General features: G+C 73.0%; 28 protein-coding genes. 20 read left to right on the top strand and 8 right to left on the bottom strand.

Annotated features, from left to right (window positions below; genetic code table 11):
* Window positions 1-139 precede the first annotated feature (139 nt).
* From ACWD3O_RS20450 to ACWD3O_RS20420, 7 genes are all read left to right on the top strand, one after another.
* A complete protein-coding gene (locus ACWD3O_RS20450) occupies window positions 140-1,297 on the top strand; it encodes a carbohydrate kinase family protein (RefSeq protein WP_451416849.1) in 1,158 nt (385 codons plus the stop codon).
* Window positions 1,298-1,409: 112 nt separating this feature from the next.
* On the top strand, window positions 1,410-2,474 hold the full coding sequence (locus ACWD3O_RS20445) for a PhoH family protein (protein WP_451409809.1): 1,065 nt from the start codon (window positions 1,410-1,412) through the stop codon (window positions 2,472-2,474).
* Between the two features lie 14 nt (window positions 2,475-2,488).
* A complete protein-coding gene (ybeY, locus tag ACWD3O_RS20440; protein WP_108955382.1) occupies window positions 2,489-2,986 on the top strand; it encodes an rRNA maturation RNase YbeY in 498 nt (165 codons plus the stop codon).
* Window positions 2,983-4,290 carry a hemolysin family protein gene (locus tag ACWD3O_RS20435; protein WP_451409810.1) on the top strand — a complete coding sequence of 436 codons (1,308 nt, stop codon included), beginning with the start codon at window positions 2,983-2,985 and terminating at the stop codon, window positions 4,288-4,290. The genes ybeY and ACWD3O_RS20435 overlap by 4 nt, the downstream gene beginning before the upstream one ends.
* The gene (locus ACWD3O_RS20430; protein WP_451416848.1) at window positions 4,287-4,646 is read left to right on the top strand and encodes an MmcQ/YjbR family DNA-binding protein; all 360 of its coding nucleotides are present in this window, start codon (window positions 4,287-4,289) and stop codon (window positions 4,644-4,646) included. Before ACWD3O_RS20435 ends, ACWD3O_RS20430 begins: the two co-directional genes overlap by 4 nt.
* A 43-nt stretch (window positions 4,647-4,689) precedes the next feature.
* Entirely contained in the window at window positions 4,690-5,727 is a 1,038-nt protein-coding gene (locus ACWD3O_RS20425) for a S66 family peptidase (RefSeq protein ID WP_451416847.1), read from the top strand.
* A 37-nt stretch (window positions 5,728-5,764) separates the two neighbouring features.
* Window positions 5,765-6,118 carry a cytidine deaminase gene (locus ACWD3O_RS20420; RefSeq protein WP_451416846.1) on the top strand — a complete coding sequence of 118 codons (354 nt, stop codon included), beginning with the start codon at window positions 5,765-5,767 and terminating at the stop codon, window positions 6,116-6,118.
* A 202-nt stretch (window positions 6,119-6,320) separates the two neighbouring features.
* On the opposite strand, the gene ACWD3O_RS20415 is transcribed toward ACWD3O_RS20420, so the two are convergent.
* Together ACWD3O_RS20415 and ACWD3O_RS20410 are read right to left on the bottom strand one after the other, a co-directional pair.
* Complete coding sequence (locus ACWD3O_RS20415; protein ID WP_451409814.1) at window positions 6,321-6,605, bottom strand: protealysin inhibitor emfourin; 285 nt, start codon at window positions 6,603-6,605, stop codon at window positions 6,321-6,323.
* A 40-nt stretch (window positions 6,606-6,645) separates the two neighbouring features.
* Window positions 6,646-7,710: a M4 family metallopeptidase gene (locus ACWD3O_RS20410; RefSeq protein WP_451409815.1), complete on the bottom strand. Its 1,065-nt coding sequence runs from the start codon at window positions 7,708-7,710 to the stop codon at window positions 6,646-6,648.
* 347 nt (window positions 7,711-8,057) lie between these two features.
* Between ACWD3O_RS20410 and leuA the strand changes: the two genes are divergently transcribed.
* Window positions 8,058-9,779 carry a 2-isopropylmalate synthase gene (gene leuA / locus ACWD3O_RS20405; protein ID WP_451416845.1) on the top strand — a complete coding sequence of 574 codons (1,722 nt, stop codon included), beginning with the start codon at window positions 8,058-8,060 and terminating at the stop codon, window positions 9,777-9,779.
* Window positions 9,780-10,010: 231 nt separating this feature from the next.
* Window positions 10,011-10,715, top strand: coding sequence for a TerB family tellurite resistance protein (locus ACWD3O_RS20400; protein WP_451409817.1), 705 nt, complete (start codon window positions 10,011-10,013; stop codon window positions 10,713-10,715).
* A gap of 20 nt (window positions 10,716-10,735) precedes the next feature.
* Here the strand turns inward: ACWD3O_RS20400 and ACWD3O_RS20395 are convergent, their stop codons facing one another.
* Together ACWD3O_RS20395 and ACWD3O_RS20390 are read right to left on the bottom strand one after the other, a co-directional pair.
* The gene (locus ACWD3O_RS20395; RefSeq protein ID WP_451416844.1) at window positions 10,736-11,719 is read right to left on the bottom strand and encodes a hypothetical protein; all 984 of its coding nucleotides are present in this window, start codon (window positions 11,717-11,719) and stop codon (window positions 10,736-10,738) included.
* Complete coding sequence (locus tag ACWD3O_RS20390; protein WP_451409819.1) at window positions 11,716-12,276, bottom strand: SigE family RNA polymerase sigma factor; 561 nt, start codon at window positions 12,274-12,276, stop codon at window positions 11,716-11,718. The genes ACWD3O_RS20395 and ACWD3O_RS20390 overlap by 4 nt, the downstream gene beginning before the upstream one ends.
* 79 nt (window positions 12,277-12,355) lie before the next feature.
* Here ACWD3O_RS20390 and ACWD3O_RS20385 point away from each other — a divergent pair, with 79 nt between their 5' ends.
* Entirely contained in the window at window positions 12,356-12,802 is a 447-nt protein-coding gene (locus ACWD3O_RS20385) for a protein-tyrosine phosphatase family protein (protein WP_451416843.1), read from the top strand.
* A 55-nt stretch (window positions 12,803-12,857) separates the two neighbouring features.
* On the opposite strand, the gene ACWD3O_RS20380 is transcribed toward ACWD3O_RS20385, so the two are convergent.
* Complete coding sequence (locus ACWD3O_RS20380; RefSeq protein ID WP_451416842.1) at window positions 12,858-13,367, bottom strand: GNAT family N-acetyltransferase; 510 nt, start codon at window positions 13,365-13,367, stop codon at window positions 12,858-12,860.
* Between the two features lie 202 nt (window positions 13,368-13,569).
* Between ACWD3O_RS20380 and ACWD3O_RS20375 the strand changes: the two genes are divergently transcribed.
* The 10 genes from ACWD3O_RS20375 to ACWD3O_RS20330 all read left to right on the top strand — a co-directional run bounded on the left by ACWD3O_RS20375 (window position 13,570) and on the right by ACWD3O_RS20330 (window position 23,111).
* Window positions 13,570-14,316 (top strand): SCO2525 family SAM-dependent methyltransferase, encoded by a 747-nt coding sequence (locus ACWD3O_RS20375; protein WP_451416841.1) that lies wholly within the window; start codon window positions 13,570-13,572, stop codon window positions 14,314-14,316.
* 52 nt (window positions 14,317-14,368) lie between these two features.
* Window positions 14,369-16,219, top strand: a complete 1,851-nt coding sequence (locus ACWD3O_RS20370) for an SCO2524 family protein (RefSeq protein WP_451409823.1) — start codon at window positions 14,369-14,371, stop codon at window positions 16,217-16,219.
* A gap of 3 nt (window positions 16,220-16,222) precedes the next feature.
* A complete protein-coding gene (locus ACWD3O_RS20365) occupies window positions 16,223-17,140 on the top strand; it encodes an SCO2523 family variant P-loop protein (RefSeq protein WP_451409824.1) in 918 nt (305 codons plus the stop codon).
* Entirely contained in the window at window positions 17,137-18,096 is a 960-nt protein-coding gene (locus ACWD3O_RS20360; protein WP_451409825.1) for an SCO2522 family protein, read from the top strand. Before ACWD3O_RS20365 ends, ACWD3O_RS20360 begins: the two co-directional genes overlap by 4 nt.
* A gap of 350 nt (window positions 18,097-18,446) precedes the next feature.
* Window positions 18,447-19,370, top strand: a complete 924-nt coding sequence (locus ACWD3O_RS20355) for an SCO2521 family protein (protein ID WP_451416840.1) — start codon at window positions 18,447-18,449, stop codon at window positions 19,368-19,370.
* Between the two features lie 73 nt (window positions 19,371-19,443).
* Window positions 19,444-20,541, top strand: a complete 1,098-nt coding sequence (locus ACWD3O_RS20350) for a hypothetical protein (RefSeq protein WP_451416839.1) — start codon at window positions 19,444-19,446, stop codon at window positions 20,539-20,541.
* Window positions 20,542-20,606: 65 nt separating this feature from the next.
* Complete coding sequence (recO, locus tag ACWD3O_RS20345) at window positions 20,607-21,353, top strand: DNA repair protein RecO (protein ID WP_451409829.1); 747 nt, start codon at window positions 20,607-20,609, stop codon at window positions 21,351-21,353.
* A 44-nt stretch (window positions 21,354-21,397) separates the two neighbouring features.
* On the top strand, window positions 21,398-22,249 hold the full coding sequence (locus tag ACWD3O_RS20340; protein ID WP_451416838.1) for an isoprenyl transferase: 852 nt from the start codon (window positions 21,398-21,400) through the stop codon (window positions 22,247-22,249).
* Window positions 22,246-22,728 carry a hypothetical protein gene (locus tag ACWD3O_RS20335; RefSeq protein ID WP_451416837.1) on the top strand — a complete coding sequence of 161 codons (483 nt, stop codon included), beginning with the start codon at window positions 22,246-22,248 and terminating at the stop codon, window positions 22,726-22,728. The genes ACWD3O_RS20340 and ACWD3O_RS20335 overlap by 4 nt, the downstream gene beginning before the upstream one ends.
* Before the next feature lie 56 nt (window positions 22,729-22,784).
* Window positions 22,785-23,111, top strand: coding sequence for a hypothetical protein (locus tag ACWD3O_RS20330; protein ID WP_451416836.1), 327 nt, complete (start codon window positions 22,785-22,787; stop codon window positions 23,109-23,111).
* 47 nt (window positions 23,112-23,158) lie between these two features.
* On the opposite strand, the gene ACWD3O_RS20325 is transcribed toward ACWD3O_RS20330, so the two are convergent.
* Genes ACWD3O_RS20325 through ACWD3O_RS20315 form a run of 3 tightly spaced genes read right to left on the bottom strand, consistent with a single transcriptional unit; the run spans window position 23,159 to window position 25,331 of the window.
* On the bottom strand, window positions 23,159-23,575 hold the full coding sequence (locus tag ACWD3O_RS20325; protein WP_451416835.1) for a Fur family transcriptional regulator: 417 nt from the start codon (window positions 23,573-23,575) through the stop codon (window positions 23,159-23,161).
* Window positions 23,576-23,634: 59 nt separating this feature from the next.
* Entirely contained in the window at window positions 23,635-24,561 is a 927-nt protein-coding gene (locus ACWD3O_RS20320) for a metal ABC transporter permease (RefSeq protein WP_451416834.1), read from the bottom strand.
* Window positions 24,561-25,331 carry a metal ABC transporter ATP-binding protein gene (locus tag ACWD3O_RS20315; RefSeq protein WP_451410029.1) on the bottom strand — a complete coding sequence of 257 codons (771 nt, stop codon included), beginning with the start codon at window positions 25,329-25,331 and terminating at the stop codon, window positions 24,561-24,563. The genes ACWD3O_RS20320 and ACWD3O_RS20315 overlap by 1 nt, the downstream gene beginning before the upstream one ends.
* Between the last annotated feature and the right edge of the window lie 20 nt (window positions 25,332-25,351).

Raw genomic sequence — 25,351 nt, 5'->3', positions numbered from 1 at the left:
GAGGGGACGACGCCCGGGGCCGCGGAGCAGGGCGAGGCGGCGGGCCCCGGCCCGCCCGGGTGACCCGGACCGTGTGCCCCGGGCGCGCCGGATGGGGCAGACTGGCCGAATCCGCACCACCGGCAAGAAGGCCCCGCCCGTGAAAGCGTCCACGCAGCCCCAGCCCCAGCCCCAGCCCCACGACGCCCCCGCCCCGCAGGACACCGGCCCCCAGGTCGACCCGCTGGCGGCCCTGCGCGGCCCGGACGAGCCGCCCTGCGACGTGTTCCTGACCGGCACGGTCTTCCTGGACATCATCTTCACCGGCCTGGACTCCGCCCCCGTCCGCGGCACCGAGTCCTGGGCGCGGGGCATGGGCTCCAGCCCCGGCGGCGTCGCCAACATGGCCACCGCCCTGGCCCGCCTGGGCCTGCGCACCTCGCTCGCCGCCTCCTTCGGCGACGACCACTACGGCGAGTACTGCTGGGACGCGCTCGAGCAGGGCGAGCGGATCGACCTCTCCCCGTCCCGCACCGTGCCCGGCTGGCACTCCCCGGTGACCGTCTCCATGGCCTACGAGGGCGAGCGCACGATGGTCTCCCACGGCCACGAGCCCCCGGAGGAGGCCCAGCCCGCGCCCGCCCTCCCGCCGCGCTCCCGGGCGGCCGTCGCCTCGCTGGCCCCCGGCCGCCGCGAGCCCTGGGTGGCGCACGCCGCCGAGGCGGGCGCCCTGATCTTCGGCGACGTCGGCTGGGACGACACCGGAGCCTGGGACCTGGCCGACCTCCCGGACCTCGCGCACTGCGAGGCGTTCCTGCCCAACGCCGACGAGGCGATGCGCTACACCCGCACCGACTGCCCGCGCCGCGCCGCCCACGCGCTCACCGAGCACGTCCCCCTCGCGGTGGTCACCCTCGGCGGGGACGGCGCCTACGCGGTGGACGGCCGGACCGGCGAGTCGGCGGAGGTCCCCGCCATCGCGGTGGAGGCGCTGGACCCGACCGGGGCGGGCGACGTGTTCGTCGCCGGGTTCGTCACCGGGACGCTGGCGGGCTGGCCGCTGGCCGACCGGCTGGCGTTCGCCGGACTGACGGCGGCGCTGTCCGTGCAGGACTTCGGCGGCTCGCTGTCGGCGCCCGGCTGGGCCGAGGTCTCCGCCTGGTGGCGGACCGTGCAGTCCCTGGAGGGGCAGGACCCGCAGGGCCTCGGCCGGTACGCCTTCCTCGACGGGCTGATCCCCGCCCCGCTGCGCCGGGACACGGCGCCCTGGCCGCGCCGACGCGCCGTCCCCACCATCGGGTTCCGTCGCTCCGGGTGACCCCAAAACCCCTGGGGTGTTGACCGTGACCCGTCGTACCCTGGGATACGGAAGGCCCACCTGTGGCGGGCGAACTCCAGCGAGGAGGATGTGCAGGCCTGCGGGCCGGCCCATGACGCAGACACCCCAAGCACCCGGTCCCGGCGAGGGACCCGCACGCGCGCAGATCACCGTCCCCGCGAAGCACCCCATGGTGACGGTGCTGGGGTCCGGCGACTCCCTCCTGCGCGTGATCGAGACGGCCTTCCCCGGGGCCGACATCCATGTCCGGGGGAACGAGATCAGCGCGGTGGGCGACCCGAGGGACGTGGGGCTCATCCAGCGCCTTTTCGCAGAGATGATGCTGGTGCTCCGCACCGGGCAACCGATGACGGAGGACGCCGTGGAACGTTCGATCGCCATGCTCAAGGCCGGTGGCGCCGGCGAGGCCGAGGAGACGCCGGCACAGGTGCTCACCCAGAACATCCTGTCGTCGCGCGGCCGCACCATCCGCCCCAAGACGCTCAACCAGAAGCGCTACGTCGACGCCATCGACAAGCACACCGTCGTCTTCGGCATCGGACCGGCCGGTACGGGCAAGACGTACCTGGCGATGGCGAAGGCAGTGCAGGCCCTGCAGTCCAAGCAGGTCAACCGGATCATCCTCACCCGGCCGGCGGTCGAGGCGGGCGAGCGTCTCGGCTTCCTGCCCGGAACGCTGTACGAGAAGATCGACCCGTACCTGCGCCCGCTGTACGACGCGCTGCACGACATGCTCGACCCCGACTCGATCCCCCGCCTGATGGCGGCCGGGACCATCGAGGTCGCGCCGCTCGCCTACATGCGCGGCCGGACGCTCAACGACGCCTTCATCATCCTGGACGAGGCGCAGAACACCTCGCCCGAGCAGATGAAGATGTTCCTGACCCGGCTCGGCTTCGAGTCCAAGATCGTGATCACCGGTGACGTGACCCAGGTCGACCTCCCGGACGGCACCAAGTCGGGTCTGCGCCAGGTGCAGCACATCCTGGAAGACGTCGAGGACGTGCACTTCGCCCGGCTGTCGTCCCAGGACGTCGTCCGGCACAAGCTCGTCGGACGTATCGTCGATGCCTACGAGAAGTACGACAGCACGCACGGCACGGAGAACGGCGCCCACAAGGGCGGCCGCGGATCCACCGGGCACAAGGGGAAGTAGAGCCGACCAGCACCATGGCGATCGACGTCAACAACGAATCGGGCACCGAGGTCGACGAAGAGGCGATCCTCGACATCGCCCGCTACGCACTCGCACGCATGCGGATCCATCCCCTCGCCGAGCTGTCGGTGATCGTGGTGGACGCCGACGCCATGGAGCAGCTCCACATCCAGTGGATGGACCTGCCGGGTCCCACCGACGTGATGTCCTTCCCGATGGACGAGCTGCGGCCGCCGTCCAAGGACGACGAGGAGCCCCCGCAGGGGCTGCTCGGCGACATCGTGCTCTGCCCGGAGGTCGCCGAGAAGCAGGGCAAGGAGGCGCCGACCGGGCACTCCATGGACGAGGAACTGCAGCTCCTCACCGTCCACGGCGTCCTCCACCTGCTGGGCTACGACCACGAGGAGCCCGACGAGAAGGCCGAGATGTTCGGCCTCCAGGCCGCCATCGTGGACGGCTGGCGTGCGGAGAAGGGCCTCACCGGCCCGTCCCCGGCCCCGACCGTCTCATGAGCGTCCAACTGGTCGTGGGCGTCGTCGCCCTGGTGATCGTCGGCTGGCTCGCCGCCTGCGCGGAGGCGGGCCTCGCCCGGGTCTCCAGCTTCCGCGCCGAGGAGGCCATACGCACCGGCCGCCGGGGCAGCGCCAAGCTGGCCCAGGTGGCGGCCGACCCCACCCGCTACCTCAACGTGGCGCTGCTGGTCCGCGTCGCCTGCGAGATGGCGGCCGCCGCCCTCGTCACCTACGCCTGCCTCGACCACTTCGCCAAGACCTGGCAGGCGCTGCTCACCGCCCTCGCGGTGATGGTGCTGGTCTCCTACGTGGCCGTCGGCGTCTCGCCGCGCACCATCGGCCGCCAGCACCCGCTGAACACCTCCACGGTCGCCGCCTACGTGCTGCTGCCGCTGGCCAGGATCATGGGCCCCGTCCCGTCGCTGCTGATCCTCCTCGGCAACGCGCTGACCCCCGGCAAGGGCTTCCGCCGCGGCCCGTTCGCCTCCGAGGCCGAACTGCGCGCCATGGTGGACCTGGCGGAGAAGGAGTCGCTGATCGAGGACGAGGAGCGCCGGATGGTGCACTCGGTCTTCGAACTCGGCGACACCCTGGTCCGCGAGGTGATGGTGCCGCGCACCGACCTGGTGGTCATCGAACGGTTCAAGACGATCCGTCAGGCCCTCACCCTCGCCCTGCGGTCGGGCTTCTCCCGGATCCCCGTCACCGGGGAGAGCGAGGACGACGTCATCGGCGTCGTCTACCTCAAGGACCTGGCCCGCCGCACCCACATCAGCCGCGAGGCGGAGGGCGAGCTGGTCACCACGGTGATGCGGCCGGCCGCGTTCGTGCCGGACACCAAGAACGCCGGGGACCTGCTGCGCGAGATGCAGCGCGACCGCAACCACGTCGCCGTCGTCATCGACGAGTACGGCGGCACGGCCGGCGTCGTCACCATCGAGGACATCCTGGAGGAGATCGTCGGCGAGATCACCGACGAGTACGACCGGGAACTGCCCCCGGTGGAGGAGCTGGAGAACGGCTGCCACCGGGTCACCGCCCGCCTCGACATCAGCGACCTCGGCGCCCTCTACGGCGTCGAGGAGTACGACGACGAGGACGTGGAGACGGTCGGCGGCCTGCTCGCCAAGGCGCTGGGACGGGTACCGATCGCCGGGGCCTCCTCCGTGGTCGAGCTGCCCGACGGCCGCCGCCTCAGGCTGACCGCGGAGTCCGCGGCCGGCCGCCGCAACAAGATCGTCACGGTGCTGGTGGAGCCGGTGGAGCCGGAGCCGACCGAGGACGGGGAGCAGCAGGACCGATGACCCCTCAGGAGCTGCGCGCGCTGTGCCTGTCGTTCGGCGGGGCGGTGGAGGACTTCCCGTTCGGCCCGGACACCTCGGTGTTCAAGGTGGGCGGCAAGCTGTTCGCCCTGACGGCACTGGACGCGCGGCCCCTGAAGGTCAACCTCAAGTGCGACCCCGACGACGCGCTCCGCCTGCGGCGCGAGCACGCGGGCTGGATCCTCCCGGGGTGGCACATGAACAAGCGGCACTGGAACACGGTCACCGCCGACGGCGCGCTCCCCGACGCGCTGGTCCGCGAACTGGTCGAGAACTCCTACGACCTGGTGGTGGCCGGCCTGCCCCGGGCGGAGCGGCTGCGGCTCGACCGGCCGTAAAGCCGTTGTCCCCGGGGCCGCGCGCACGGCAGGATCGCGGGGCATGACGATCCGTTTCCCCGCGCCCCTGCGTCCCGGCGACCGCGTCGGGGTCACCGCCCCCTCCAGCGGCGTGCAGAAGCCGCTCCTGCCCCGCCTAGAGCACGCGCTCCAGGTCGTGCGGGACCGCGGTCACGAGGTGGTCGTGGGGGAGTGCATGGGAACCCCCTCGCACGTCAGCGCCCCGGTCGCCGAGCGGGCGGCCGAGCTGACCGCCATGCTCACCGACCCGGACATCCGGGCCGTCGTGCCGCCGTGGGGCGGGGAGACCGTCGTCGACCTGCTGCCCCACCTGGACTGGGACGCGATCCGGGCGGCCGAGCCGACCTGGGTGGTCGGCTACTCCGACACCACCACCTGGATGACGCCGCTCACCCTGCTCACCGGCTGGGCGACGGTGCACGGCAACTGCCTGATGGAGACGCCGTACGAGACGCCCGCGGGACTGCTGTCCTGGCTGGACGTGGTGGCCGCCCCGCAGGGGCCGGACCGCCCGCTCACCCAGGTGCCGCCGGGCCGGTACCGGGTCGCGGAGGGGTGGGACGACTGGGAGGCCGACCCGGGCCTCGGCGACCAGGGCCTGAACACCGAGGGCCGCTGGACCCGCCTGGACGCCGCCGGTGACGTCACCCTCGAGGGGCGCCTGATCGGCGGCTGCGTCGAGACCCTCGCCCCGGTCTCGGGCACGCCCTACCTGGACCTGAACGCCTTCGCCCGCGAACACGCCCCCGAGGGGCTGCTGGTGTACGTCGAGGCGTGCGAGGACAACGCCTACTCCATCGCCCGCCAGCTGCACGGCATGCGGCTGTCCGGCGTGTTCGACGCGGCCAACGCCGTCCTGGTCGGCCGCACCGCCGCCCCGGACACCCCGACCATGACCCAGCACGAGGCGGTGCTGGACGCGCTGGGCGGGCTCGGGGTGCCGATCGTCGCCGACGTCGAGTGCGGGCACGTGCGGCCCTGGCTGCCGCTGGTCAACGGGGCGGCGGCACGGGTGACGTACGCCGGGGGGCGGGGCGAGGTCGTCCAGACGCTGGCCTGACGGCCGGGGCGGCGCCGCGGCTTCGTATGCTCGGTGCATGACCGACAGCAGCGCGCACGACCTCGACCCCGAGGACCGCAAGATCGTGACCCTGGCCCGCTCCGCGCGGGCCCGCAACGGCGTGCCGGAGGGGGCCGCCGTGCGGGACGAGACCGGCAGGACCTACGTGGCCGGCACCGTCGCCCTGGACTCGCTGCGGCTGAGCGCGCTGCGGACCGCGGTGGCCATGGCCGTCGCCTCCGGCGCGAAGTCGCTCGAGGCGGCGGCCGTGGTGACCGACGCCGGTCTTCCGGCCGAGGACCTCGCCGCCGTCCGCGACCTCGGCGGCGCGGGCACGCCCGTCCTCGTCGCGGGCCTCGACGGCACCGTCCGCGAGACCCACACGGCCTGACCGCCCCTGACTGCCCTCGCGGCCCGGTCGGCCCTCGCGGCCTGACCGCTCCTGGGTGCCCGCGCGGCCCGGCCGGCCCTCGCGGCCTGACCGGGCCTTGCCCGCGCGGCCTGACCGGGCCCGGCGGCCCGCATGGCCTGACCGGCCCTCGCGGCCTGACCGGGCCTTGCGCCGGCTCGGCCGGCCCGCGCGGCCCGGCCGGTTACGCCCGCGTTCCCTCGGTGAGGACGCGGGTGGCCAGGTCGCGGCCGGCGGGGGAGAGGTCGTGCTCCCCGGCCTCCAGGACACGGCCGTCGACCGTGATCTCGTAGCGGAAGCCGTCGCGGACGGGGGAGTCCCCGGGGGGCCGCCCCCCGCCCGCGGCGAGCGCCGCCCCGGCGAGCGTGTGCCACCGCTCCGCCTCCTCGGGCGGCAGGTCCGCCGTCTCGACGACCGCCCGACGGACCAACCCGGCGAACCCACCCGACCGCGTCACCTCGATACGCATGGCACCTGTCTAGCGCATCCGCCGGCCCGGCACGCGGTTCTCACGCCTCCCGGCGCAGAACCCCGACCTCCTGCCACGCCTTCTCCACCGCCTGCGCCTCGGCGCCCTCGCCGAACCGCGTGGCCGCCGCCTTCAGCGTGAGGCGGGCGAAGTCGGCGAACTCGGCGTCCGCCTTGAGGGCGCCGCCGGTCAGCACGTCGTACCAGACCAGCCCCGCCTTCTCCCAGGCGTGACCGCCCAGCGCCGTGGCGGCCAGGTAGAACGCCCGGTTGGGGATGCCGGAGTTGATGTGGACGCCGCCGTTGTCCTGGCGGGTGTCGACGTAGTCGTCCATGGACCCCGGCTGCGGGTCCTTGCCGAGGACGTCGTCGTCGTACGCGGTGCCCGGCTCCTTCATGGAGCGCAGCGCCTTGCCGGTGACCCGCGGCGCGAGCAGCCCCGCGCCGACCAGCCAGTCCGCCTCCGCGGCCGTCTCGCCCTTCGTGTACTGCTTGATCAGCGAGCCGAACACGTCGGAGACCGACTCGTTGAGCGCCCCGGACTGGCCGTAGTACTCGAGGTTGGCGGTGTACTGCGTGACGCCGTGGGTGAGTTCGTGGCCGATGACGTCGACCGGGATGGTGAAGTCCAGGAAGACCTCGCCGTCGCCGTCGCCGAAGACCATCTGCTCGCCGTTCCAGAAGGCGTTGTCGTACTTCTCGCCGTAGTGGACCGTGGCGTCCAGCGGGAGTCCGCGGCCGTCGATGGAGTCGCGGCCGTACACCTTCAGGAAGAGGTCGAAGGTGGCGCCGAGCCCCGCGTAGGCGCGGTTCACGCTGGCGTCCCGGCCCGGCTCCTGGCCCTCCGCGCGGACCTTGGTGCCGGGAAGGGTCTCGCGGTTCTCCGCGTCGTAGATCGTGCGGTGCGGCTTGCCGGCCTCCGCGGCCTCCGGACGGGCCACCGCCCGGGCGCCGGCGACCGCGGTCAGCCGGCGGCGGGTGCGCTCCAGGGAGTCGCGCTCCCGGGTGCGGCGGGCGGGCCCGGAGAGGAGTTCGTCACCGCTTCGGGAGAGCGTGTCGAGGATGTGTGGGGGGATGATCGTACAGAAGACCCGATTTGTGCTCATACCTCACCATGATTGCGGTGAGTTATGGCAATGTCACTAGAGGTGACGACAAGTGACCCAAGAAAGCCGCCGGTGACCGAGGATGTCGCTTCTTTTGTGGTATCGGGCACCTTTTGGCCATGTGATCCCACGGGTCCCGCATACTGATACGCGAGCGCGCATCGTGGCGCGGCTCGGCTAGGCTGCGGCACATCATGCGGTACGGGCTGCTCCTCCTTAGCTGCCGCGGCGAGGGTCTGTAAGTCGCAAGGCCGACCCCCTCCCCGCGGTGTCCGGCGTTGCTGCCGTCAGTCGGCCGTCCTCCAGGACTCTCCGTCCATCCGGACACCCAAGGAGCCGAATCCGCCATGGTGAACCGCCAGAAGCCCTCCTCGATGCCGATCCACAAGTACGGCCGGTACGAGCAGGTCGACATCCCCGACCGCACCTGGCCGGGCCGACGCGTCACCGCCGCCCCCCGCTGGCTCTCCACGGACCTGCGCGACGGCAACCAGGCCCTGATCGACCCGATGTCGCCGGCCCGCAAGCGCGCCATGTTCGACCTGCTGGTACGCATGGGCTACAAGGAGATCGAGGTCGGTTTCCCCGCCTCCGGCCAGACCGACTTCGACTTCGTCCGCTCGATCGTCGAGGACGAGGACGCCATCCCCAAGGACGTCACCATCTCGGTGCTGACCCAGGCCCGCGAGGACCTGATCGAGCGCACCGTGGAGTCCCTGAAGGGCGCCCGCCGGGCCACCGTCCACCTGTACAACGCCACCGCCCCGGTCTTCCGCCGCGTGGTCTTCCGCGGGTCCAGGGACCAGATCAAGCAGATCGCCGTCGACGGCACCCAGCTGGTGATGGAGTACGCCGAGAAGCTGCTGGGCCCGGAGACCGCGTTCGGCTACCAGTACAGCCCGGAGATCTTCACCGACACCGAGCTGGACTTCGCGCTCGAGGTCTGCGAGTCGGTCATGGACGTCTGGCAGCCCGGGCCGGACCGCGAGATCATTCTCAACCTGCCCGCCACCGTGGAGCGTTCGACGCCGTCCACGCACGCGGACCGGTTCGAGTGGATGCACCGCAACCTGTCCCGCCGCGAGTTCGTCTGCCTGTCCGCGCACCCGCACAACGACCGCGGCACCGCCGTCGCCGCCGCCGAGCTGGCCGTGATGGCCGGCGCGGACCGCGTCGAGGGCTGCCTGTTCGGCCAGGGCGAGCGCACCGGCAACGTCGACCTGGTCACCCTGGGCATGAACCTCTTCTCCCAGGGCGTCGACCCGCAGATCGACTTCTCGGACATCGACGAGATCCGCCGGACCTGGGAGTACTGCAACCAGATGGAGGTCCACCCGCGCCACCCGTACGTGGGCGACCTGGTCTACACGTCCTTCTCCGGCTCCCACCAGGACGCCATCAAGAAGGGCTTCGACGCCATGGAGGCCGACGCCGCGGCCAAGGGCGTCACGGTGGACGACCTGGAGTGGGCGGTCCCGTACCTGCCCATCGACCCCAAGGACGTCGGCCGCTCCTACGAGGCGGTCATCCGGGTCAACTCCCAGTCGGGCAAGGGCGGCGTGGCGTACGTCCTGAAGAACGACCACAAGCTGGACCTGCCGCGCCGGATGCAGATCGAGTTCTCGAAGATCATCCAGGCGAAGACCGACGCCGAGGGCGGCGAGGTCACGCCGAAGAACATCTGGGAGATCTTCCAGGACGAGTACCTGCCCAACCCCGAGAACGCCTGGGGCCGCATCCAGGTCGAGACCGGCCAGTCCACCACCGACCAGGACGGCGTCGACACCCTCGCCGTGCGCTGCACGGTCGACGGCGAGCCGACCGTGCTGACCGGTACCGGCAACGGTCCCATCTCGGCCTTCTTCGACGCGCTGCAGAACATCGGGATCGACGTACGCCTGCTGGACTACCAGGAGCACACGATGAGCGAGGGCGCCTCCGCGCAGGCCGCCTCGTACATCGAGTGCGCCGTCGGCGACAAGGTGCTGTGGGGCATGGGCATCGACCCCAACACCACGCGCGCCTCGCTGAAGGCGGTCGTCTCGGCCGTCAACCGCGCGTCGCGCTGACCTCCCCGGCGGGCGTGTCCCGTCCGCGTCCGGTCCGAGCGCTCCGCCCGGGGCCCGTCCACCGCCTGCCGACACCGGCCGGCGGCGGGCGGGCCCCGGTCCTTTCCGGCCACTTGCCCGGATGATCACGGAAAGGTCTCGTCCGGGGGCTGACGGGGCATCGGTGGTGTGGCTAACATCACGCCGAGCGAGCGACGACGGTGCCGCGGCTTACCCGTACGGAGGTGCGACGTGCTGCCAGGGAGCGGACGAGACAGCAGGCGGCGCCCCGTGCGCGCACCCCGGATGGTGGGCCTGCGCACCACCTGGACGGACGCCGGCGAGGGCGAGTTCTTCTGCCCCGGGTGCGGGGGCGACCGCAACTACCAGCGGATGCGCGGCCGGTCCAGGCTGACCGTGCTGGGCGTCCCGCTGCTCGACCGGGGCGAGACCGGCCCGGTCGTCGAATGCGCCTCCTGCGGCACGAGGTTCGGCGCGGAGGTCCTGGACCACCCCACCACCGCCCGTTTCTCCGCGCTGCTGCGGGACGCCGTGCACAGCGTGGCCCTGGCCGTGCTGGTGGCCGGCGGCACGGCATCGCGGACGGCCCTGGAGACGGCCGCCGAGGGCGCCCGGGCCGCCGGGTCCGACGACTGCACCGCCGACCAGCTCGCCCTGCTGGCCCGGGTGATCGAGGAGGAGGCCTCCTCCCTCCGGCCGGGCCTCTCCTGCGAGGCCGGGATCGCCCTGGAACTGCACGAGGCGCTCGCCCCGCTCGCCCCGCACCTCGCCCCCGCCGGGCGCGAATCGATTCTCCTCCAGGCCGCGCGGGTGGCCCTCGCGGACGGCCCCTACCACCCGGCCGAACGGGAGGTGCTCACCACGGTGGGCGCGGCGCTCACCCTCCCTGCCGAGGACGTCTCCCGCCTGCTGGAGTCCGCCCGCACGCCCTCCTGAGCCCCGCCGAGGCCTCCCGCCTACGGCAGGGTCCGCATGTGGTACTTGTCCTGGTCGGAGTCGTAGACCAGCTTGCCCGCGGCGTCGTAGCCCTTGACGTGCGGCGCGAGGGTCACCTGCCGGTCGAGCTCGCCGGACGCCACGAACCAGCCGTCGTCCAGCACGGCCTCCTCGGTCTCGCCGCCGTACTCGACGGTCACCTTGGCGACCGAGGGTTCCACCGTGCCGATGGCGCCCCACCGGAAGGGCAGCTTCCAGCTGCCCTTGTCGATCACCGACTGGCTGTAGAGCTTCTGCGAGTTGATGTCCAGGGCGACCGGTCCGGCGTCCGGAGGGCTGTCCGCGGCGCCCCTGCTGACCCCCAGGCTCGCGAACCGGGAATCCTTGACGCCGCAGATCACGCGGACCTGCTCCGCGGCCTTCGCCGGGTCGTTCACCGCGACCACGAAGTAGCCGTCGCCCGGGGAGTTGCTGTCCCCGGTGGCCCGCATGGCGAGCAGGATCCTGAACTCCCCGGTGGGCGGCAGCGCCTCGCGGGTGAACCCCCGGGCTCCCTCCTCCCCGGGCTCTCCGGTCCGCGACTCCTCCCTGGCCTGCTGGTCCTCCTGGCGCTGCCGGTCGGTCAGGCAGGTGTCGAGGCCCTCGGCGGCCTGCTCGAAGGTGATCCCGTCGAGCAACTGCCCCTCGGTGGCCGGACGGGCGGGAACCTTCGGCCGTGCCGATGCCGCGCCCTCGGCCACGGTGGTGGGGGCGGCCGGAGCCGCCCGGTCCGCCGAGGCGGCGGGCGCGGTCAGCCAGTACGCCCCGATCGGCGCCACCGTGAGGACGGCGAGGGCGGCCCCCAGTGCCGTCGTGCGGCGCCGCCGTGCGGCCCGGCCGCGGCGCAGGATCGTCTCGTAGGGCGCCGGGGCGGGTGTCACCCCCTCGGCGTTCTCGGCCAGCAGCGTGCGCAGCGTCTCGTCCCGCGGCGTGGTCGAGCCGCCGCGGACCTCGTGCTCGTTCATCGTCCCCCTCCGTGTCCGACGCCCAGCGGCGCCGTGGTCGTCCGGGCCGTGGCCCGGTCCAGCGCCTCGCCCAGCCCCGGGGTGGCGCGCAGCTTGGCCAGGCCCTTGGCGGCCTGGCTCTTGACCGTGCCCACCGAGCAGCCGAGCGTCCCGGCCGTCTCGCTCTCGGACAGGTCCTCCCAGTAACGGAGCACGATCACCGCCCGCTGCCGGGCCGGCAGCGCGGCCAGCGCCGCGAGCAACGCCCGGCGGGTGTCGGCCCGTTCGCCCTCGTCCTCCCGGGCCGCCCGCTCCGGCACCGACGCGGTCAGCGCCTCGGGCACCCGTCGCCTGCGGAACCGGTCGCTGTTGCAGCTGACCAGGATCCGCCGGACGTACGCCTCCGGGCTGTCGGCGCGCAGCACCCGGCGCCAGGAGCGGTACGCCTTGGCCAGCGCCGTCTGCGTCAGGTCCTCGGCCAGGTGCCGGTCACCGGTCAGCAGGAACGCCGTGCGCACCAGGTGGGGCCACCGGGCCTGGACGAACTCCTGGAACCGGTCCTCCAGTTCGGTCTGCATCAAAGACCTCCTCGCCCCTCCTGACCGCGGTGTGGTGCGATCAGGTTGCCCGGGCCGGCGGACGTGCTTCGATGGGCGCATGAGTGACGGGTGGGAGAGCTGGCCCGAGGACGGGCCCGGGGTGGTGCGGCTGCCGTCCGGGCGGCTGGTGCGGGGGCGCGGGCTGCGCGACGGGCTGCCGGCGGGTCCGGAGCCCGAGTTCGGGCTGTACCTGCAGGCCCGCCGCGCGCCGGAAGTGCCGTGGGAGGCGCGGCTGTTGCGGTGGCCGGACTTCCGGCTGCCGGCCGACCGGGAGGAGGCCCGGGCGGTGCTGGCCGAGGTCCGGGACCTGGCAGCCGGCCGGCGGGTGGAGATCGCCTGCGGCGGCGGACGCGGGCGCACCGGCACGGCGCTGGCCTGCCTGGCCGTCCTCGACGGGGTCGAGCCCGCCGGGGCGGTGGCCTGGGTCCGCCGCCACTACCACCCCCGCGCGGTGGAGACGCCGTGGCAGCGGCTGTACGTGCGGGACTTCGGGCCGCGGGCGTGAGCCGCGCCGCCGCCCGCGCGGGGGAGCCGCCGCGGTGGCGGTTCGGCGTGACGGTTCAGCGCGGGGGCGTGAGGTCCAGGCGCATCACCAGGCGGTCCTCGCCGGGGCCGAAGTAGTCCGGGCGCAGGCCGCCGTCGGGTTCCTCGCAGGTGAAGCGGAGGGACCGGTAGAGGAGGACGGCCGCGCTGTTGGCGGGTTCCACGGTGAGGCGGACCACGCCGATCCCGTCGTCCCGCAGCATCAGCAGGATCTCGTGCATCAGGTCGCGGCCCAGTCCCCGCCCGCGGCGGTCCTGGGTGACGCACAGGCCGAGGATCCAGCAGTCCTCGCCCAGCGCGTCGGTCCCGGCCAGCACGTAGCCGTGCAGGTGCCCGGAGCCGTCGTCCAGGACCAGGAAGTACCGCTGGTAGAGATCGAAGAGCTGGCGGAGGAGAAAGGGAGGGTAGGCGAACCGGCCGAAGATCTCGTGGTCGAGACGGCGGAGTTCGGGAAGATCCTTTTCCTCCGCGCGGCGGAGGACCAACTCCGGCGGGGCGGAGGGAAGGGCCTCCGTATATGCGGTCATGCGGGCGCACCACCTTCGATCGGGTGAAATCGATGCGCGCGAGGCCGGCTCTCGCCGGTGGGGGTGTGAGAAGCCTGCCCGCCAAGTCCCGTTCCATGCAGGCGCGTTGAGGACGGGTGAGGAGGTGCGGGTGCGGCGAAGTTTGCTATCTTGACCCGGCGTTGATGGTTCGGGCGGGGTCCGGCGTTGGTATTTTCTAGAAATGGCCCTCAATTCTGAAGCACCATGGGACCAGTTCTGCCCAGATGATTATGTGAAGCGGAACTATGCCACCCCACTTGCCGTCGACCAGCAGATCGTCCGCCTGGTCGGCAAACATTTCACCGATCATTTCGGCGACGGCCGCCACGGGCCGGTGAAGGGGGTCGACGTGGGCGCGGGCGCCAATCTCTACCCGGCGCTGTGCATGCTGCCCTGGTGCTCGGAGATCACCCTCCTGGAGAAGGGGCCCAAGAACCTCGACTACCTGCGCCGGCAGACCCTCGCCCCCGGGTTCGACACCGCCTGGGACGCCTTCTGGGAGGAACTCGCCGGCAACCCCGAGTACAAGGCGGTCCACGGCGAGCGCCGCGAGCGGTTCCGCGAGGTGGCCCGGCCGCGCTCCGGCGACCTGCTCGAACTGGGCGGCACGGCCGAACGCTGGGGCGTGGGCGCGATGTTCTTCGTCGCCGAGTCCATGTCCCACTCCCGCGAGGAGTTCCTGGCCGCGGTCGACCGCTTCCTGGGCGTGCTGGAGCCGGGGGCGCCGTTCGCCGCCGCCTTCATGCTCCAGTCCGAGGGCTACGAGGTCGGCGCCTACGAGTACCCGGCCTACAAGGTCGACCAGCCCGAGGTCGCCAAGGCCCTGGACCCGCTGGCGCAGAAGGTCACGTACCACGAGCTGGACTTCAACCTGCGCGACGGTCACGAGGGCATGCTGCTCGCCCTCGGCTTCCGCGGGACCGACTGAACGAGCCGGGCGGGAGGCCGCCCGGTTGATCTGTGACGAGGGGTAACGGGGAATGCAGATCAAACCGCGTCAGCACCTGCTGGACGTGTGGCGGGCCATCGCCCGCCACTCGTTCCAGGACGGCGGCAAGTTCGCCTGGGGAGAGCTCGGCGGAGTCAGCTCCGTCGCGGACGCCGAGCGGCTGCTGTGCCTGCTCTATCCGGCGACGGAGATTCCCTCCTTCCGCCTGGACCAGCCCGACACCACGGAACGGGACGTCCTGCGCGCGCTGGAGCACGTCGGCACCCGCCTGGAGATCCCGGCCAACATCGTCACCGTGCTCAGCGAGTTCATGCAGAAGCACACCGGGCCGGACGGCGAGCCCACCTTCGCCGGCGGGCACTACTTCCGCCCCCGCAGGCCCGAGGACCAGGTCACCCCGGAGCAGCGGCAGTGGGGCGTCGTGGACTCCTACTCCATGTCCATCACGCTCTGCCTCGCCGCCCTCGGCTTCCTCAAGGTCTATGAGGACACCACCGCCCGCAGCGACGTCCGCCAGGCCGTGGAGGACCTCAGAGAGGCCACCCGCGCCCGGCTGACCGCCGCCATGGTCAGCCTGCTGCGCTCCTTCAGCGTCAACGTCTTCGAGCCCGAGTCCGACCAGGGCAAGCGGCTCATCCAGCTCATCGGACAGGGCCGCCAGTCCGACCGCGCCGTGATCCAGCAGTTCTCCCGCCGCTTCAAGCCGCTGCGGGCGACCATCGGGGAGAGCCTCGTCCTCGGCATCGACGTCGAGGAGATGCTGCGCGACGACAACCAGCTCTTCGAGTGCGGCTGGGCCTGGAGCGTCGTCCGGGACGCCCCGGAGATCACCGACCTGTCCGAGCCGCCGGTGAGCCAGCCGTCCGGCGTGGCCGACAACCTGCCCTACGTGTACTTCACCGTCGTCGCCCTCGACGGTATCCAGGACCTCTTCTCGGACCGCACCCTCACCCTCGGCCTGCTCGACGCCGACCAGCAGAAACTGGCCGAGGCGCTGCGCCTGCGGTGGGAGATCAGCCAGCAGTACTGGTCCGGCATCGCCCGCTTCGGCGAGACCCGCTGGCCGCTGGAGGACCTGCCCTGGCGGACCACCGGCCTCCAGCTCGAGTCCGAGTACTACTCGCTCACCGTCGCGGCCATCCTCGTGCACGACCTGGTGCGCCGCCGCGCCACCGACGACGACCTCACCCGCACCGTCGCCATCATGGAGCGGCTCGCCGAACGCGGCCGCGTCACCAGCCGGCTCACCTTCGACGACCCCTACGTCCACCTGCACAGCCCCGGCGCGACGCTCCCGCTCTCCGGGGCGGGCAAGAACGGACTGCCGCCGCTGCTGTGGCGGATGACCGACTTCTCCGCCCACCTGCTCAAGCGGACCGTGCAGCTCGCCGAGCTCTCCCGCAACATCGCCAGCCAGGACCGGCTGCTGCGGCTCGCCGAGCAGATCTTCGAGCACCTGTGGGCCCGCCGCATCGAGGACGGCGACGGCACCGGCCTCTGGGACGACATCACGGGCGCCTACCCGGAGCTCCAGGGGATCCCCACGCGGCTCTCCTGGTCGGTGACCGAGCGTGTCACGGAGTGCCTGGTCGCCGCCCGGGGGCTGTATCACCAGGACCCCATCCGCAGCGCCGACCTCGCCGAGCTCGCCCGCCACCTCCTCAGCGAGGCCACCCACCTCTTCGGCAAGGAGCAGCTGGAGGCCGCCCCGTCCGACGAGGGGGGCCGCGGCCGGGCCATGCGCTCCATCGAGACCCGCCTGGACCGGGCCCGCGAGCTCGTCGAGCAGCGGCCCGCCACCGCCTTCGCGCTCGCCCTGCCGGTGCTCCAGGAACTCGACACGCTGGCCCAGGCCAGGGGCGCCGCCGCCCAGGAGGTGTGAGCCGTGCTCGTCTTCGCCGCCTCCGACAAGGGAGGCACCGGCCGCTCGGTGACCAGCGCCAACCTGGCCTACCAGCGCGCCCTGCTCGGCGACCACGTGGCGTACGTGGACTTCGACTTCGGCTCGCCCACCGCCGCCGCCGTCTTCGACGTGCCCGGCGCCATCCGCGGCATCCAGGAGAACGGCCTGCACTCCTACCTGGAGGGCGAGACCAACGAGCCCGCCAGGATCGACGTGTGGCGGCAGACCGAGCACCCCGTGCTGCGCAACCGGCCCAACCAGGCCGGGAGGCTGGTGCTCTACCCCGGCAACATCAGCGGCGGCGAGTTCGCCACCGACGAGGACACCCTGGAACGCTGCGTCGACCTGCTGCTGCGGCTCAACACCGAGTTCGACCTGATCGTCGTCGACCTCAGCGCCGGCCGCAGCTACGCCATGGACATGGTCCTCGCGGCCACCGCGCACCCCCGGATGCGCCACGTGCCGTTCCGCTGGCTGGTGTTCCACCGCTGGACCCGGCAGCACGTGATCGCCGCCGCCGGCCTGGTCCACAAGGACCACGGCATCCTCGACTGCGGTGACGGACACGGGCACGACAAGGAGGCGCTGCGCGGCCACATCCGCTTCGTGCGGGCGGCCGTGCCCGATCCCGAGTCCGCGCTGTGGTCCCAGGTGTCCCCCGCGCAGGCCGCCTGGATGCAGGCCTGCGACGAGGCGCTGCGGCGCCTCGCCTCCGAGCACCGCATCGGCGACAGCGTCGTCCTCGGCATCGTGCCGCTCGAGCCGATCCTGCAGTGGCGCGAGCAGCTGATCACCGAGGAGGACGTGCTCGCCAAGCAGATCGCCAACAAGGAGACCCTCGAGGCGCTCGAGGAGATCGCCCGCCGCCTCACCGACGACGCCTACTGGGGGCGGCCATGACGGAGTCCGTGTTCCGCGAGACCACCGCCGAGCCGCGTACCGAGGCGGTGCCGCTCTCCCACCTCTCGCTCGAACTCGGCCATCTCTACATGGAGGACTTCGAGGCCGGCCCCGAACGCCTGCGCGGCCACTTCGCGCGGGTCGCGCACTGGGCCGCCGCGGTCGGCGGGGCCGTCGCCGCCGAGACCGGCAAACGGCCCCGGATCTCCACCTGCTTCCTGATCGACGACTACTTCACCCGCTTCGCCACCCCCCGCGAGGTCGTGCCGATGCTGCTCGCGGAGGCGGAGCGGGCCGGGCTGACCGTCGACTACCTGGCCCGCGAGTCCGGCTGTGCGGAGGCCGACGGCGCGCAGGTGGCCGAGGCGGTCGCCGGGCGGCTGGTGGAGTCCCCGCCGCCGGGCACCTACGGCGCGCGCCCGCCCGCCGGCCAGACCGGCTGGCTGGCCAACGGCGAGCGCAGTCCGGTCGTGCGGGCGCCGCAGGCCATGAAGAAGGCGATCCCCTGGCAGGCGCCGAGGGAGACCGCCGCCCGGCAGCACTCCGTGTTCCTCGACGTCGAGCTGTGGAGCGAGCGTCCCGGCGGCGGCAAGCTGTGGTCCTGCCCGTTCCTCGCCGCCGTCTGGCAGCTCGCCCGGCTGGGGCTGCTGCGCCACGAGGGGGAGGCGGTGCTCACACCCCGGCCGCACGAGGGCCCGTTCCCGACGGACTGGGACGAGATGCCGCCGCTGCTGCGGCTCCAGCCCCGCGCCGCGTCCTTCGCCGCCTACCGCACCTGCTCGGTGCTGCCCAACCGCTTCCTGCCCGTGGAACACGCGGTCCGGGTGATCCTCGACCAGACCGAGGTCGACCCCGGCGCCCTCCGGCAGGTCGCCACCCGGTCCGCGGGCGAGGGCGTCGCCGTGCCCGCGTCGGTCGCCGACCGGATCTCCTACGTCTTCTACGCCGGACAGTGACGGGGGGCCGGGGGGTGGGCAGGGTCATGGAGGGGGGTGCCGGGATGACGCCGGAACGGGACACGACGCCGACACCGGGGCGGGCTCCGGCCGCCGGTGGGGCCTCGGCCGCCGGTCGGGCTTCGGCGGAGGGGCTGCCTTCGGCGTCGGGGCAGGTTCCTGTGGAGGGGCGGGCTTCGGCGTCGGGGCAGGTTCCGGTGGAGGGGCGGGCCCCTGCGGAGAAACAGGTTCCGGCGTCAGGGCGGCCCCCGGCGGAGGGGCGGCCCCCGGCGTCGGGGCGGGCGCCGGCTGCCGGGCGGGTAGCGGCGTCGCACGACGACGCGCAGCGGCCCGTGCTGTGGTGCGGGGAGGTGCGGACCGGGCTGCTGCCCGCGCACCAGGCGCTCGACATCCGTGCCGCCGCCCAGCTCCTGCGGCTGCGCGCCGACGAACGGGTCCTGGTCTCCGAGCGCCCCAACCTCTACGCCCGCTCCCCGGACGCCCTCACCGGCGTGGACTGCCCGCTGCCCAGCACCACGGGCGCCAGGGTCCGCGCCGTCGGCACCGTCGCCGTCCGCGGCGTCCTCACCGAGGGCCGGGTGCTGCAGACCTCCGCCCGCCTGGGCGTCGCCCCGCGCGGCCCCGACCACCGCCGGCCCTGGGGCCACTACCTCGTGCGGCCGGGCGTCCTCGAACCGTTCGGGAAGCTGCCCCGCGAGGCCGTCGCCGCCGGTCTGCTCGCCGGGGCGCGGCGCGGCGAACTCGACGTCGGCCTGATCGCCGACGGCCTGCTCACCCGGCTGCTGCGGCACCCGCTGCTCGACCAGCGGCCGCCCTTCAAGTCCCGCCCCACCCGGCTGCGCTGGACCGCGCTGCCCGCCGAGCACGGCCGCGGGCCGTCGATCGAGCGGCTCACCCTCGCCGAGGACGAGCTGCGCACCCTCACGCTGCGCGTCCCGCCCGACGCCGACCCGGCCGAGGTGGCCGCCCTCTGCGAGGACCTCGCCCTGCACGACTGGCTGCTCACCACCGTCGTCCGCCTCCTCGACGGCAGCCGGCTGGGATCCGCGGACGGCACCGCCGTGGTGCGGGCGCTGCGGCCGGCCGTCGACCACCTGCTGCACCTGTGGATGCCCCGGGCCCGTCTCGACCCCTCGCTCGCCGCCCTGTGGGACGCGCTGGAGGAGCGGCCCGGGTTCACCCGGCAGTGGCAGTCCCTGGTCCACCGGATCCGCGACCAGCTCGCCCTCCACGCCATCCCCGCACTGCACCAGGAGGCGGTGATGGCCCCCTGAGCAGACGACGCCCGTACCGCTGACGCGCCCGCACAGCCGATCCCACGGACATCCCAACGGGGGGAGAAGCGAGATGAGCACCACGCAGTCACCACAGCCCGACGAGACCACGCGCCCGGCGCGCCCGGCCGGGCGTGAGGACCGGACACCGCTGCTGCGGCGGGCCGGCGTCGGCCTGGCGCTGACGGCGCTGGTCTTCGCCGTCACCACCGCCGTCGACCTCGACGACGGGCCGCTGCTGCGGCTCGCCCTCGCCGTCCTCTGCGGCGCCACCGCCCTGGTCGTCCCGCACCTGGCCGAGCTGTCCCGGCAGGCCGGGCGGCAGGCCCGGGCGACCCGCGACACCCGGGCCGCGCTGGACGACACCGCCGCCGCGGTCCGCGCGAGCCTCGAACGGCAGGCCGCGGAACCCCGCGGGGCGGACGCCGGCCGACCCGCCGCCGGCACGCCCGCCGCGCCCGCCGCGCCCACGGGGCCGGTGGAGGCCGTCGCCTACCGGGTCGACCGGGTCATCGCCGATTCCGTGCCCGAGCAGTCCCGGCGTTCCCTCGCCGAGGTGCTCACCACCGGGCCGGACATCCTGCTGACCTTCGCCCGCGCCGAACTGGAGCGGGTGGTGCGCCACATGGCCGACCTCAACAACCTCACCACCGAGTGCGCGGGCGAGAACCACGACTGGATGCTGTCCCTGACGCAGTCCACCGAGCGGTCTATCTTCGCCACCAGCACCTCGGTGGACCGCGAGTTCTGGAACAGCGAGCCCGCCTCCCGCTACCTCCAGGCCCAGCGGGAGGCCATCGAGCGGGGCGTGGTCGTGCAGCGGCTGTTCCTGCTGGAGTCCGCGGAGATGCTCGACGACAAGCTGCTGCGGCTCTGCGAGGAACAGGAACTGCTCGGCATCGAACTGCGCGCCGCGGTCCTGCAGGAACTCCCGCCGCACCTGCAGCGGGGCACCACCACCGACTTCATCCTCTACGACGAGGGCGTCTCGTTCGAGATCGAGCAGGACCTGCGGGACGTCAACGTCAAGACCCGGCTGATCGCCCGCCCCGACCACGTCGGGCAGCGGCTGCGGCGGTTCCGCGAGCTGTGGGAGGCCGGGATGAACCTGCGGGACCTGGAGACGCGGGTCGACGACGAGGAGGACGGCGCCTGGATGGTCGACGTCTAGGCGGTGCCCGGGCGGGGACGTGAAGGCCCCGTCGGGTGCGGGGGCGGGTGCGGGAGAATGGGGCCATGAGTCTCTTCCGGGACGACGGCGTCGTCCTGCGCACCCAGAAGCTCGGCGAGGCGGACCGCATCATCACGCTGCTCACCCGCGGGCACGGCCGGGTGCGCGCGGTCGCCCGCGGGGTGCGCCGCACCAAGTCGAAGTTCGGAGCGCGGCTGGAGCCGTTCTCCCACGTCGACGTGCAGTTCTTCGCCCGGGGCAGCGAGCTGGTCGGCCGCGGGCTGCCGCTGTGCACGCAGAGCGAGACCATCGCCGCGTACGGCGGGCCGATCGTCGCCGACTACGACCGGTACACCGCCGGCACGGCCATGCTGGAGACCGCGGAGCGGTTCACCGAGCAGGAGGGCGAGCAGGCGGTGCAGCAGTACCTGCTGCTGGTCGGCGCGCTGCGGACGCTGGCGCGCGGCGAGCACGCCCCGAACCTGATCCTCGACGCCTTCCTGCTGCGCTCGCTCGCCGTCAACGGCTACGCCCCCAGCTTCGGTGACTGCGCGCGGTGCGGGATGCCCGGGCCGAACCGGTTCTTCTCGGTCGCGGGCGGTGGCTCGGTCTGCGTGGACTGCCGGATGCCGGGCAGCGTGGTGCCGTCCACGCCCACCCTGGTGCTGCTGGGCGCGCTGCTCCAGGGAGACTGGGAGACCGCGGACGCCGCCGAGCCGCGGCACGTCCGCGAGGGCAGCGGGCTGGTCGCCGCTTACCTGCACTGGCACCTGGAGCGGGGTCTGCGGTCGCTCCGGTTCGTGGAAAAGTAGGCACCCGCAAGACTGCAGGGGCACGAGGACGAGGAGCTGGACACATGGCCGTAGGCGGATTCCTGGGGCGGCAGCGCCGCGAGTACAAGGCGCCGGAGCCGCACCCGTCGGGTGCGCGTGCGCCGAAGCTGCCGTCCGAGCTGGTGCCGGGCCACGTGGCGATCGTCATGGACGGCAACGGGCGCTGGGCGAAGGAGCGGGGTCTGCCGCGCACCGAGGGCCACAAGGTCGGCGCGGAGCGGGTGCTCGACGTGCTCCAGGGCGCCATCGAGATGGGCGTCGGCGCGGTCTCGCTGTACGCCTTCTCCACGGAGAACTGGAAGCGGTCGCCCGACGAGGTGCGGTTCCTGATGAACTTCAACCGCGACTTCATCCGCAAGACGCGGGACGAGCTGGACGCGCTGGGGATCCGGGTCCGCTGGGTCGGCCGCATGCCGAAGCTGTGGCGGTCGGTGGCCAAGGAGCTGCAGATCGCGCAGGAGCAGACCAAGGGCAACGACAAGCTGACCCTGTACTTCTGCATGAACTACGGCGGGCGGGCGGAGATCGCCGACGCGGCGCAGGCGATCGCGGAGGACGTGCGGGCGGGGCGGCTCGACCCGTCCAAGGTCAACGAGAAGACCTTCGCGAAGTACCTGTACTACGCGGACATGCCGGACGTGGACCTCTTCCTCCGCCCCAGCGGGGAGCAGCGGACGTCCAACTACCTGCTGTGGCAGTCCGCCTACGCGGAGATGGTCTTCCAGGACGTGCTGTGGCCGGACTTCGACCGGCGGGACCTCTGGCGCGCCTGCCTGGAGTACGCGCAGCGCGACCGCCGCTTCGGCGGGGCCGTCCCGAACGAGCAGCTGCTCGCGATGGAGTCCGCGATGAAGGGCGCCCCGTCCGGGTCATGAGGTTCTCGGTCCAGGAAGGCCCCCCGCTCGAGGGCGTGCTCGTGTACACGGAGTCCGAGTACGGGTTCTCCTTCCGTGCGCGGGACGGGGAAGCGCTGGGCGCGAGACTCGGCTCGCAGGGGGTGACGAGTGTGGTGATCGGCACGCTTCAGCTCGAGGTCGACATCGAGTCCGGGGAAGTGCTGTTCGCCTGGGGGTATCTCCCGAACGTACGGAGCGTGGTGGCCGAAACGGAACCTCCGCGGGCCGTGGCGGGCCGTGTCCTGGTCTCGCCGGAGGAGCGCTTCGACCACGGGATCTCCGTCAGGGTGCCCGGAGACGACTGGCGGGTCACCCACGACCCGTCCTCCGGGACGGTCGCCGTTCGTCTGAACGGCGACTCGGGCGCCACCTTCGTGCGGATCGCCGACGGAACCGTCCTCGGCCTCGACGGAGGCCACCTGGTGTCGGTCTGGCTCACTCCGCTCTTCGTCGAGTGAGCCGGCTCCCGTCGGGTGGCCCGGAAGGGCGAAAGTTCCACGGGTGTCTCGGCCTGGTGGCGACGGCGGTCCTCGCGGTGCTGACGGCCATGCTGCTGGGCCGGTACTGGAACGCCTGCGACGTGGGGGTGAACAACGCCGCGAACGGCGGCTTCCTGATGTTCCTGTTCATACCCGGCCTGTGGGTACTGCTGCTGCTCGGCTGGTTCGCGGTGGGTGCGCTGCTCGGGAACCGTCCACCGCTCCACGTGGCCGTCCTCGCGGTGACGCTGCTCGCGATCATCTGGTGCGCGATCTCCGTGTTCTGGGACGGCCCTGGCCCGCACTGCCCCAGTGGTGTGCCCCCGTGGTGGCCCGGCTTCGTCCCGGTTCCGGGCTTCTGATCGGAGGACGGAGGACGTGCAGTGACGCGAGCAGCAGGACCGCCCCGTCAGGCCGAGGCCGCGCACCCCGCGCAGGTGCCGAAGATCTCGACGGTGTGGTCGACGTCGACGAAGCCGTGTTCCGCGGCGATCGCGTCGGCCCACCGCTCGACGGCCGGTCCCTCGACCTCCACCGCCTTGCCGCAGCCGCGGCAGACCAGGTGGTGGTGGTGCTCCTCGCTGGAGCAGCGGCGGTAGACGGACTCGCCCTCGGAGGTGCGCAGGACGTCGACCTCCCCCGCGTCCGCGAGGGACTGCAGCGTCCGGTAGACGGTGGTCAGGCCCACGGAGTCCCCGCGGTGCCGCAGCATGTCGTGGAGCTCCTGGGCGCTGCGGAATCCGTTGACCTCGTCGAGGGCCTGCGCCACGGCGGCGCGCTGGCGGGTGGAACGGCCCCGTACGGGCGATCCGGTGGTTGACGTCACCGTTGCCTCCTCACATTCGTGGGTCGCCGGGCCATTGTGCCAGCCCGGCACCCCCGCGGTCAGGGACCGGTCCGCCGGGACCCGGCGGACCCGTCCGTGACCGTCAGGTCGTACTCGCCCTCGTCCTGGGGCCCCGGCACCCGCGCGGCCCGGGCCCGTTTCCGGTCGGCCGCCGCCCGGCGCCTGGCCAGCGGCGTCGCCAGCGCGGTCAGCAGCACGAACGCGCCGATGGTCAGCAGCACGATCGTCGCGCCCGGCGGCACGTCGTTGTAGTACGAGAGCGTCGTCCCTCCCAGTGTCGCAGCGACGCCCAGGGCGACGGCGACGGCGAAGGTCGCCGCGAAGCTCCGGGCGAGCTGCTGCGCCGCCGCGACCGGCACGACCATCAGCGCCGACACCAGCAGCAGGCCGACGACCCGCATGGCGACGGTCACGGTGACCGCCGCGGTGACCGCGACCAGCAGGTTCAGTGCCCGCACCGGCAGCCCGGTGACCCGCGCGAACTCCTCGTCCTGGCTGACCGCGAACAGCTGGCGGCGCAGCCCCACCGTCACCAGCAGCACGAAGGCGGCCAGCAGGCAGATCGCGGTGACGTCGGAGGCGCTCACCGTGGAGAGCGAGCCGAACAGGTAGGTGGTCAGGTTGGCGTTGGAGCCGCCGGGCGCGAGGGCGGTCAGCAGCACGCCGCCCGCCATGCCGCCGTAGAACAGCATGGCCAGCGCGATGTCGCCGCGGGCGCGGCCGTACCAGCGGATCAGCTCCATCAGGACGGAGCCGGCCACGGCCACCGCGGTGGCGACCCAGACGGGGGAGGAGTTCAGCAGGAAGCCGAGGCCGACGCCGGTCATCGCGACGTGGCCGATGCCGTCGCCCATCAGGGCCTGGCGGCGCTGCACCAGGTAGATGCCGACGGCCGGCGCGGTCAGGCCGACCAGGACGGCGGCGAGCAGGGCCCGCTGCATGAAGGCGTAGTTCAGGAGGTCCATCAGCTCAGCAGTCCCGTACGGAGATGGTCGGCGTCCGTGTCGTCGTGCGGGTGGACGTGGTCGTGGCCGGGCAGCGCGTGCTGGCCGAGCGCCTTCGGCGGCGGGCCGTCGTGCAGCACGCAGCCGTCGCGCAGGACGACCGCGCGGTCGATCAGCGGCTCCAGCGGGCCCAGCTCGTGCAGGACCAGCAGGACGGTGACGCCGCGGGAGACCTGCTCGCGCAGGGTGTCGGCGAGGACCTCCTGGCTGGCCAGGTCCACGCCGGCCATCGGCTCGTCCATGATCAGCAGCTCCGGCTCGGAGGCCAGGGCGCGGGCGATCAGCACCCGCTGGTGCTGGCCGCCGGAGAGGGCGTCCACCGGGTCCTTGGCGCGGTCGGCGAGGCCGACCAGCTCCAGGGCGTGCCGGACCGCGTCGTGGTCCGCCTTGCGGAGCAGGCCGAAGCGGGCCCGGGAGAGCCGCCCGGAGGCGACGACCTCGGTGACGGTGGCGGGCACGCCGCCCGCGGCGGTGGTGCGCTGCGGGACGTAGCCCACGCGGGACCACTGCCGGAAGCGGCGCCGGGGGACGCCGAACAGGTCGATGTCGCCGGAGACCACCGGCACCTGGCCGATGATCGCGCGGACCGTGGTCGACTTGCCGGAGCCGTTGGCGCCGAGCAGCGCCACGACCTCGCCGCGCCGCACGGTCAGGTCGATGCCGCGCAGCACGGGCTTGGCGCCCAGCTCGGCACGGACCGTGCGGAGGGAGATGACGGGTTCGTCCACGATGCCCTCCCGGGCGGGGGATT

Source organism: Streptomyces sp. NPDC002640, from assembly GCF_053592575.1.
The sequence above is the reverse complement of the archived record's forward strand: the minus strand, read 5'-3'. Positions and strand labels throughout refer to the sequence as shown.

Bases quoted from the DNA above. Each gene is read 5' to 3' on its own strand.
- ACWD3O_RS20360 (WP_451409825.1), top strand. From the start codon at position 17,137: ATGACGGAGTCCGTGTTCCGCGAGACCACCGCCGAGCCGCGTACCGAG.
- ybeY (WP_108955382.1), top strand. From the start codon at position 2,489: ATGGCGATCGACGTCAACAACGAATCGGGCACCGAGGTCGACGAAGAG.
- recO (WP_451409829.1), top strand. From the start codon at position 20,607: ATGAGTCTCTTCCGGGACGACGGCGTCGTCCTGCGCACCCAGAAGCTC.
- ACWD3O_RS20425 (WP_451416847.1), top strand. From the start codon at position 4,690: ATGACGATCCGTTTCCCCGCGCCCCTGCGTCCCGGCGACCGCGTCGGG.
- ACWD3O_RS20415 (WP_451409814.1), bottom strand. From the start codon at position 6,605: ATGCGTATCGAGGTGACGCGGTCGGGTGGGTTCGCCGGGTTGGTCCGT.
- ACWD3O_RS20445 (WP_451409809.1), top strand. From the start codon at position 1,410: ATGACGCAGACACCCCAAGCACCCGGTCCCGGCGAGGGACCCGCACGC.
- ACWD3O_RS20390 (WP_451409819.1), bottom strand. From the start codon at position 12,276: ATGCAGACCGAACTGGAGGACCGGTTCCAGGAGTTCGTCCAGGCCCGG.
- ACWD3O_RS20385 (WP_451416843.1), top strand. From the start codon at position 12,356: ATGAGTGACGGGTGGGAGAGCTGGCCCGAGGACGGGCCCGGGGTGGTG.
- ACWD3O_RS20380 (WP_451416842.1), bottom strand. From the start codon at position 13,367: ATGACCGCATATACGGAGGCCCTTCCCTCCGCCCCGCCGGAGTTGGTC.
- ACWD3O_RS20410 (WP_451409815.1), bottom strand. From the start codon at position 7,710: ATGAGCACAAATCGGGTCTTCTGTACGATCATCCCCCCACACATCCTC.
- leuA (WP_451416845.1), top strand. From the start codon at position 8,058: ATGGTGAACCGCCAGAAGCCCTCCTCGATGCCGATCCACAAGTACGGC.
- ACWD3O_RS20375 (WP_451416841.1), top strand. From the start codon at position 13,570: ATGGCCCTCAATTCTGAAGCACCATGGGACCAGTTCTGCCCAGATGAT.
- ACWD3O_RS20350 (WP_451416839.1), top strand. From the start codon at position 19,444: ATGAGCACCACGCAGTCACCACAGCCCGACGAGACCACGCGCCCGGCG.
- ACWD3O_RS20370 (WP_451409823.1), top strand. From the start codon at position 14,369: ATGCAGATCAAACCGCGTCAGCACCTGCTGGACGTGTGGCGGGCCATC.
- ACWD3O_RS20435 (WP_451409810.1), top strand. From the start codon at position 2,983: ATGAGCGTCCAACTGGTCGTGGGCGTCGTCGCCCTGGTGATCGTCGGC.
- ACWD3O_RS20420 (WP_451416846.1), top strand. From the start codon at position 5,765: ATGACCGACAGCAGCGCGCACGACCTCGACCCCGAGGACCGCAAGATC.
- ACWD3O_RS20335 (WP_451416837.1), top strand. From the start codon at position 22,246: ATGAGGTTCTCGGTCCAGGAAGGCCCCCCGCTCGAGGGCGTGCTCGTG.
- ACWD3O_RS20340 (WP_451416838.1), top strand. From the start codon at position 21,398: ATGGCCGTAGGCGGATTCCTGGGGCGGCAGCGCCGCGAGTACAAGGCG.
- ACWD3O_RS20430 (WP_451416848.1), top strand. From the start codon at position 4,287: ATGACCCCTCAGGAGCTGCGCGCGCTGTGCCTGTCGTTCGGCGGGGCG.
- ACWD3O_RS20320 (WP_451416834.1), bottom strand. From the start codon at position 24,561: ATGGACCTCCTGAACTACGCCTTCATGCAGCGGGCCCTGCTCGCCGCC.
- ACWD3O_RS20395 (WP_451416844.1), bottom strand. From the start codon at position 11,719: ATGAACGAGCACGAGGTCCGCGGCGGCTCGACCACGCCGCGGGACGAG.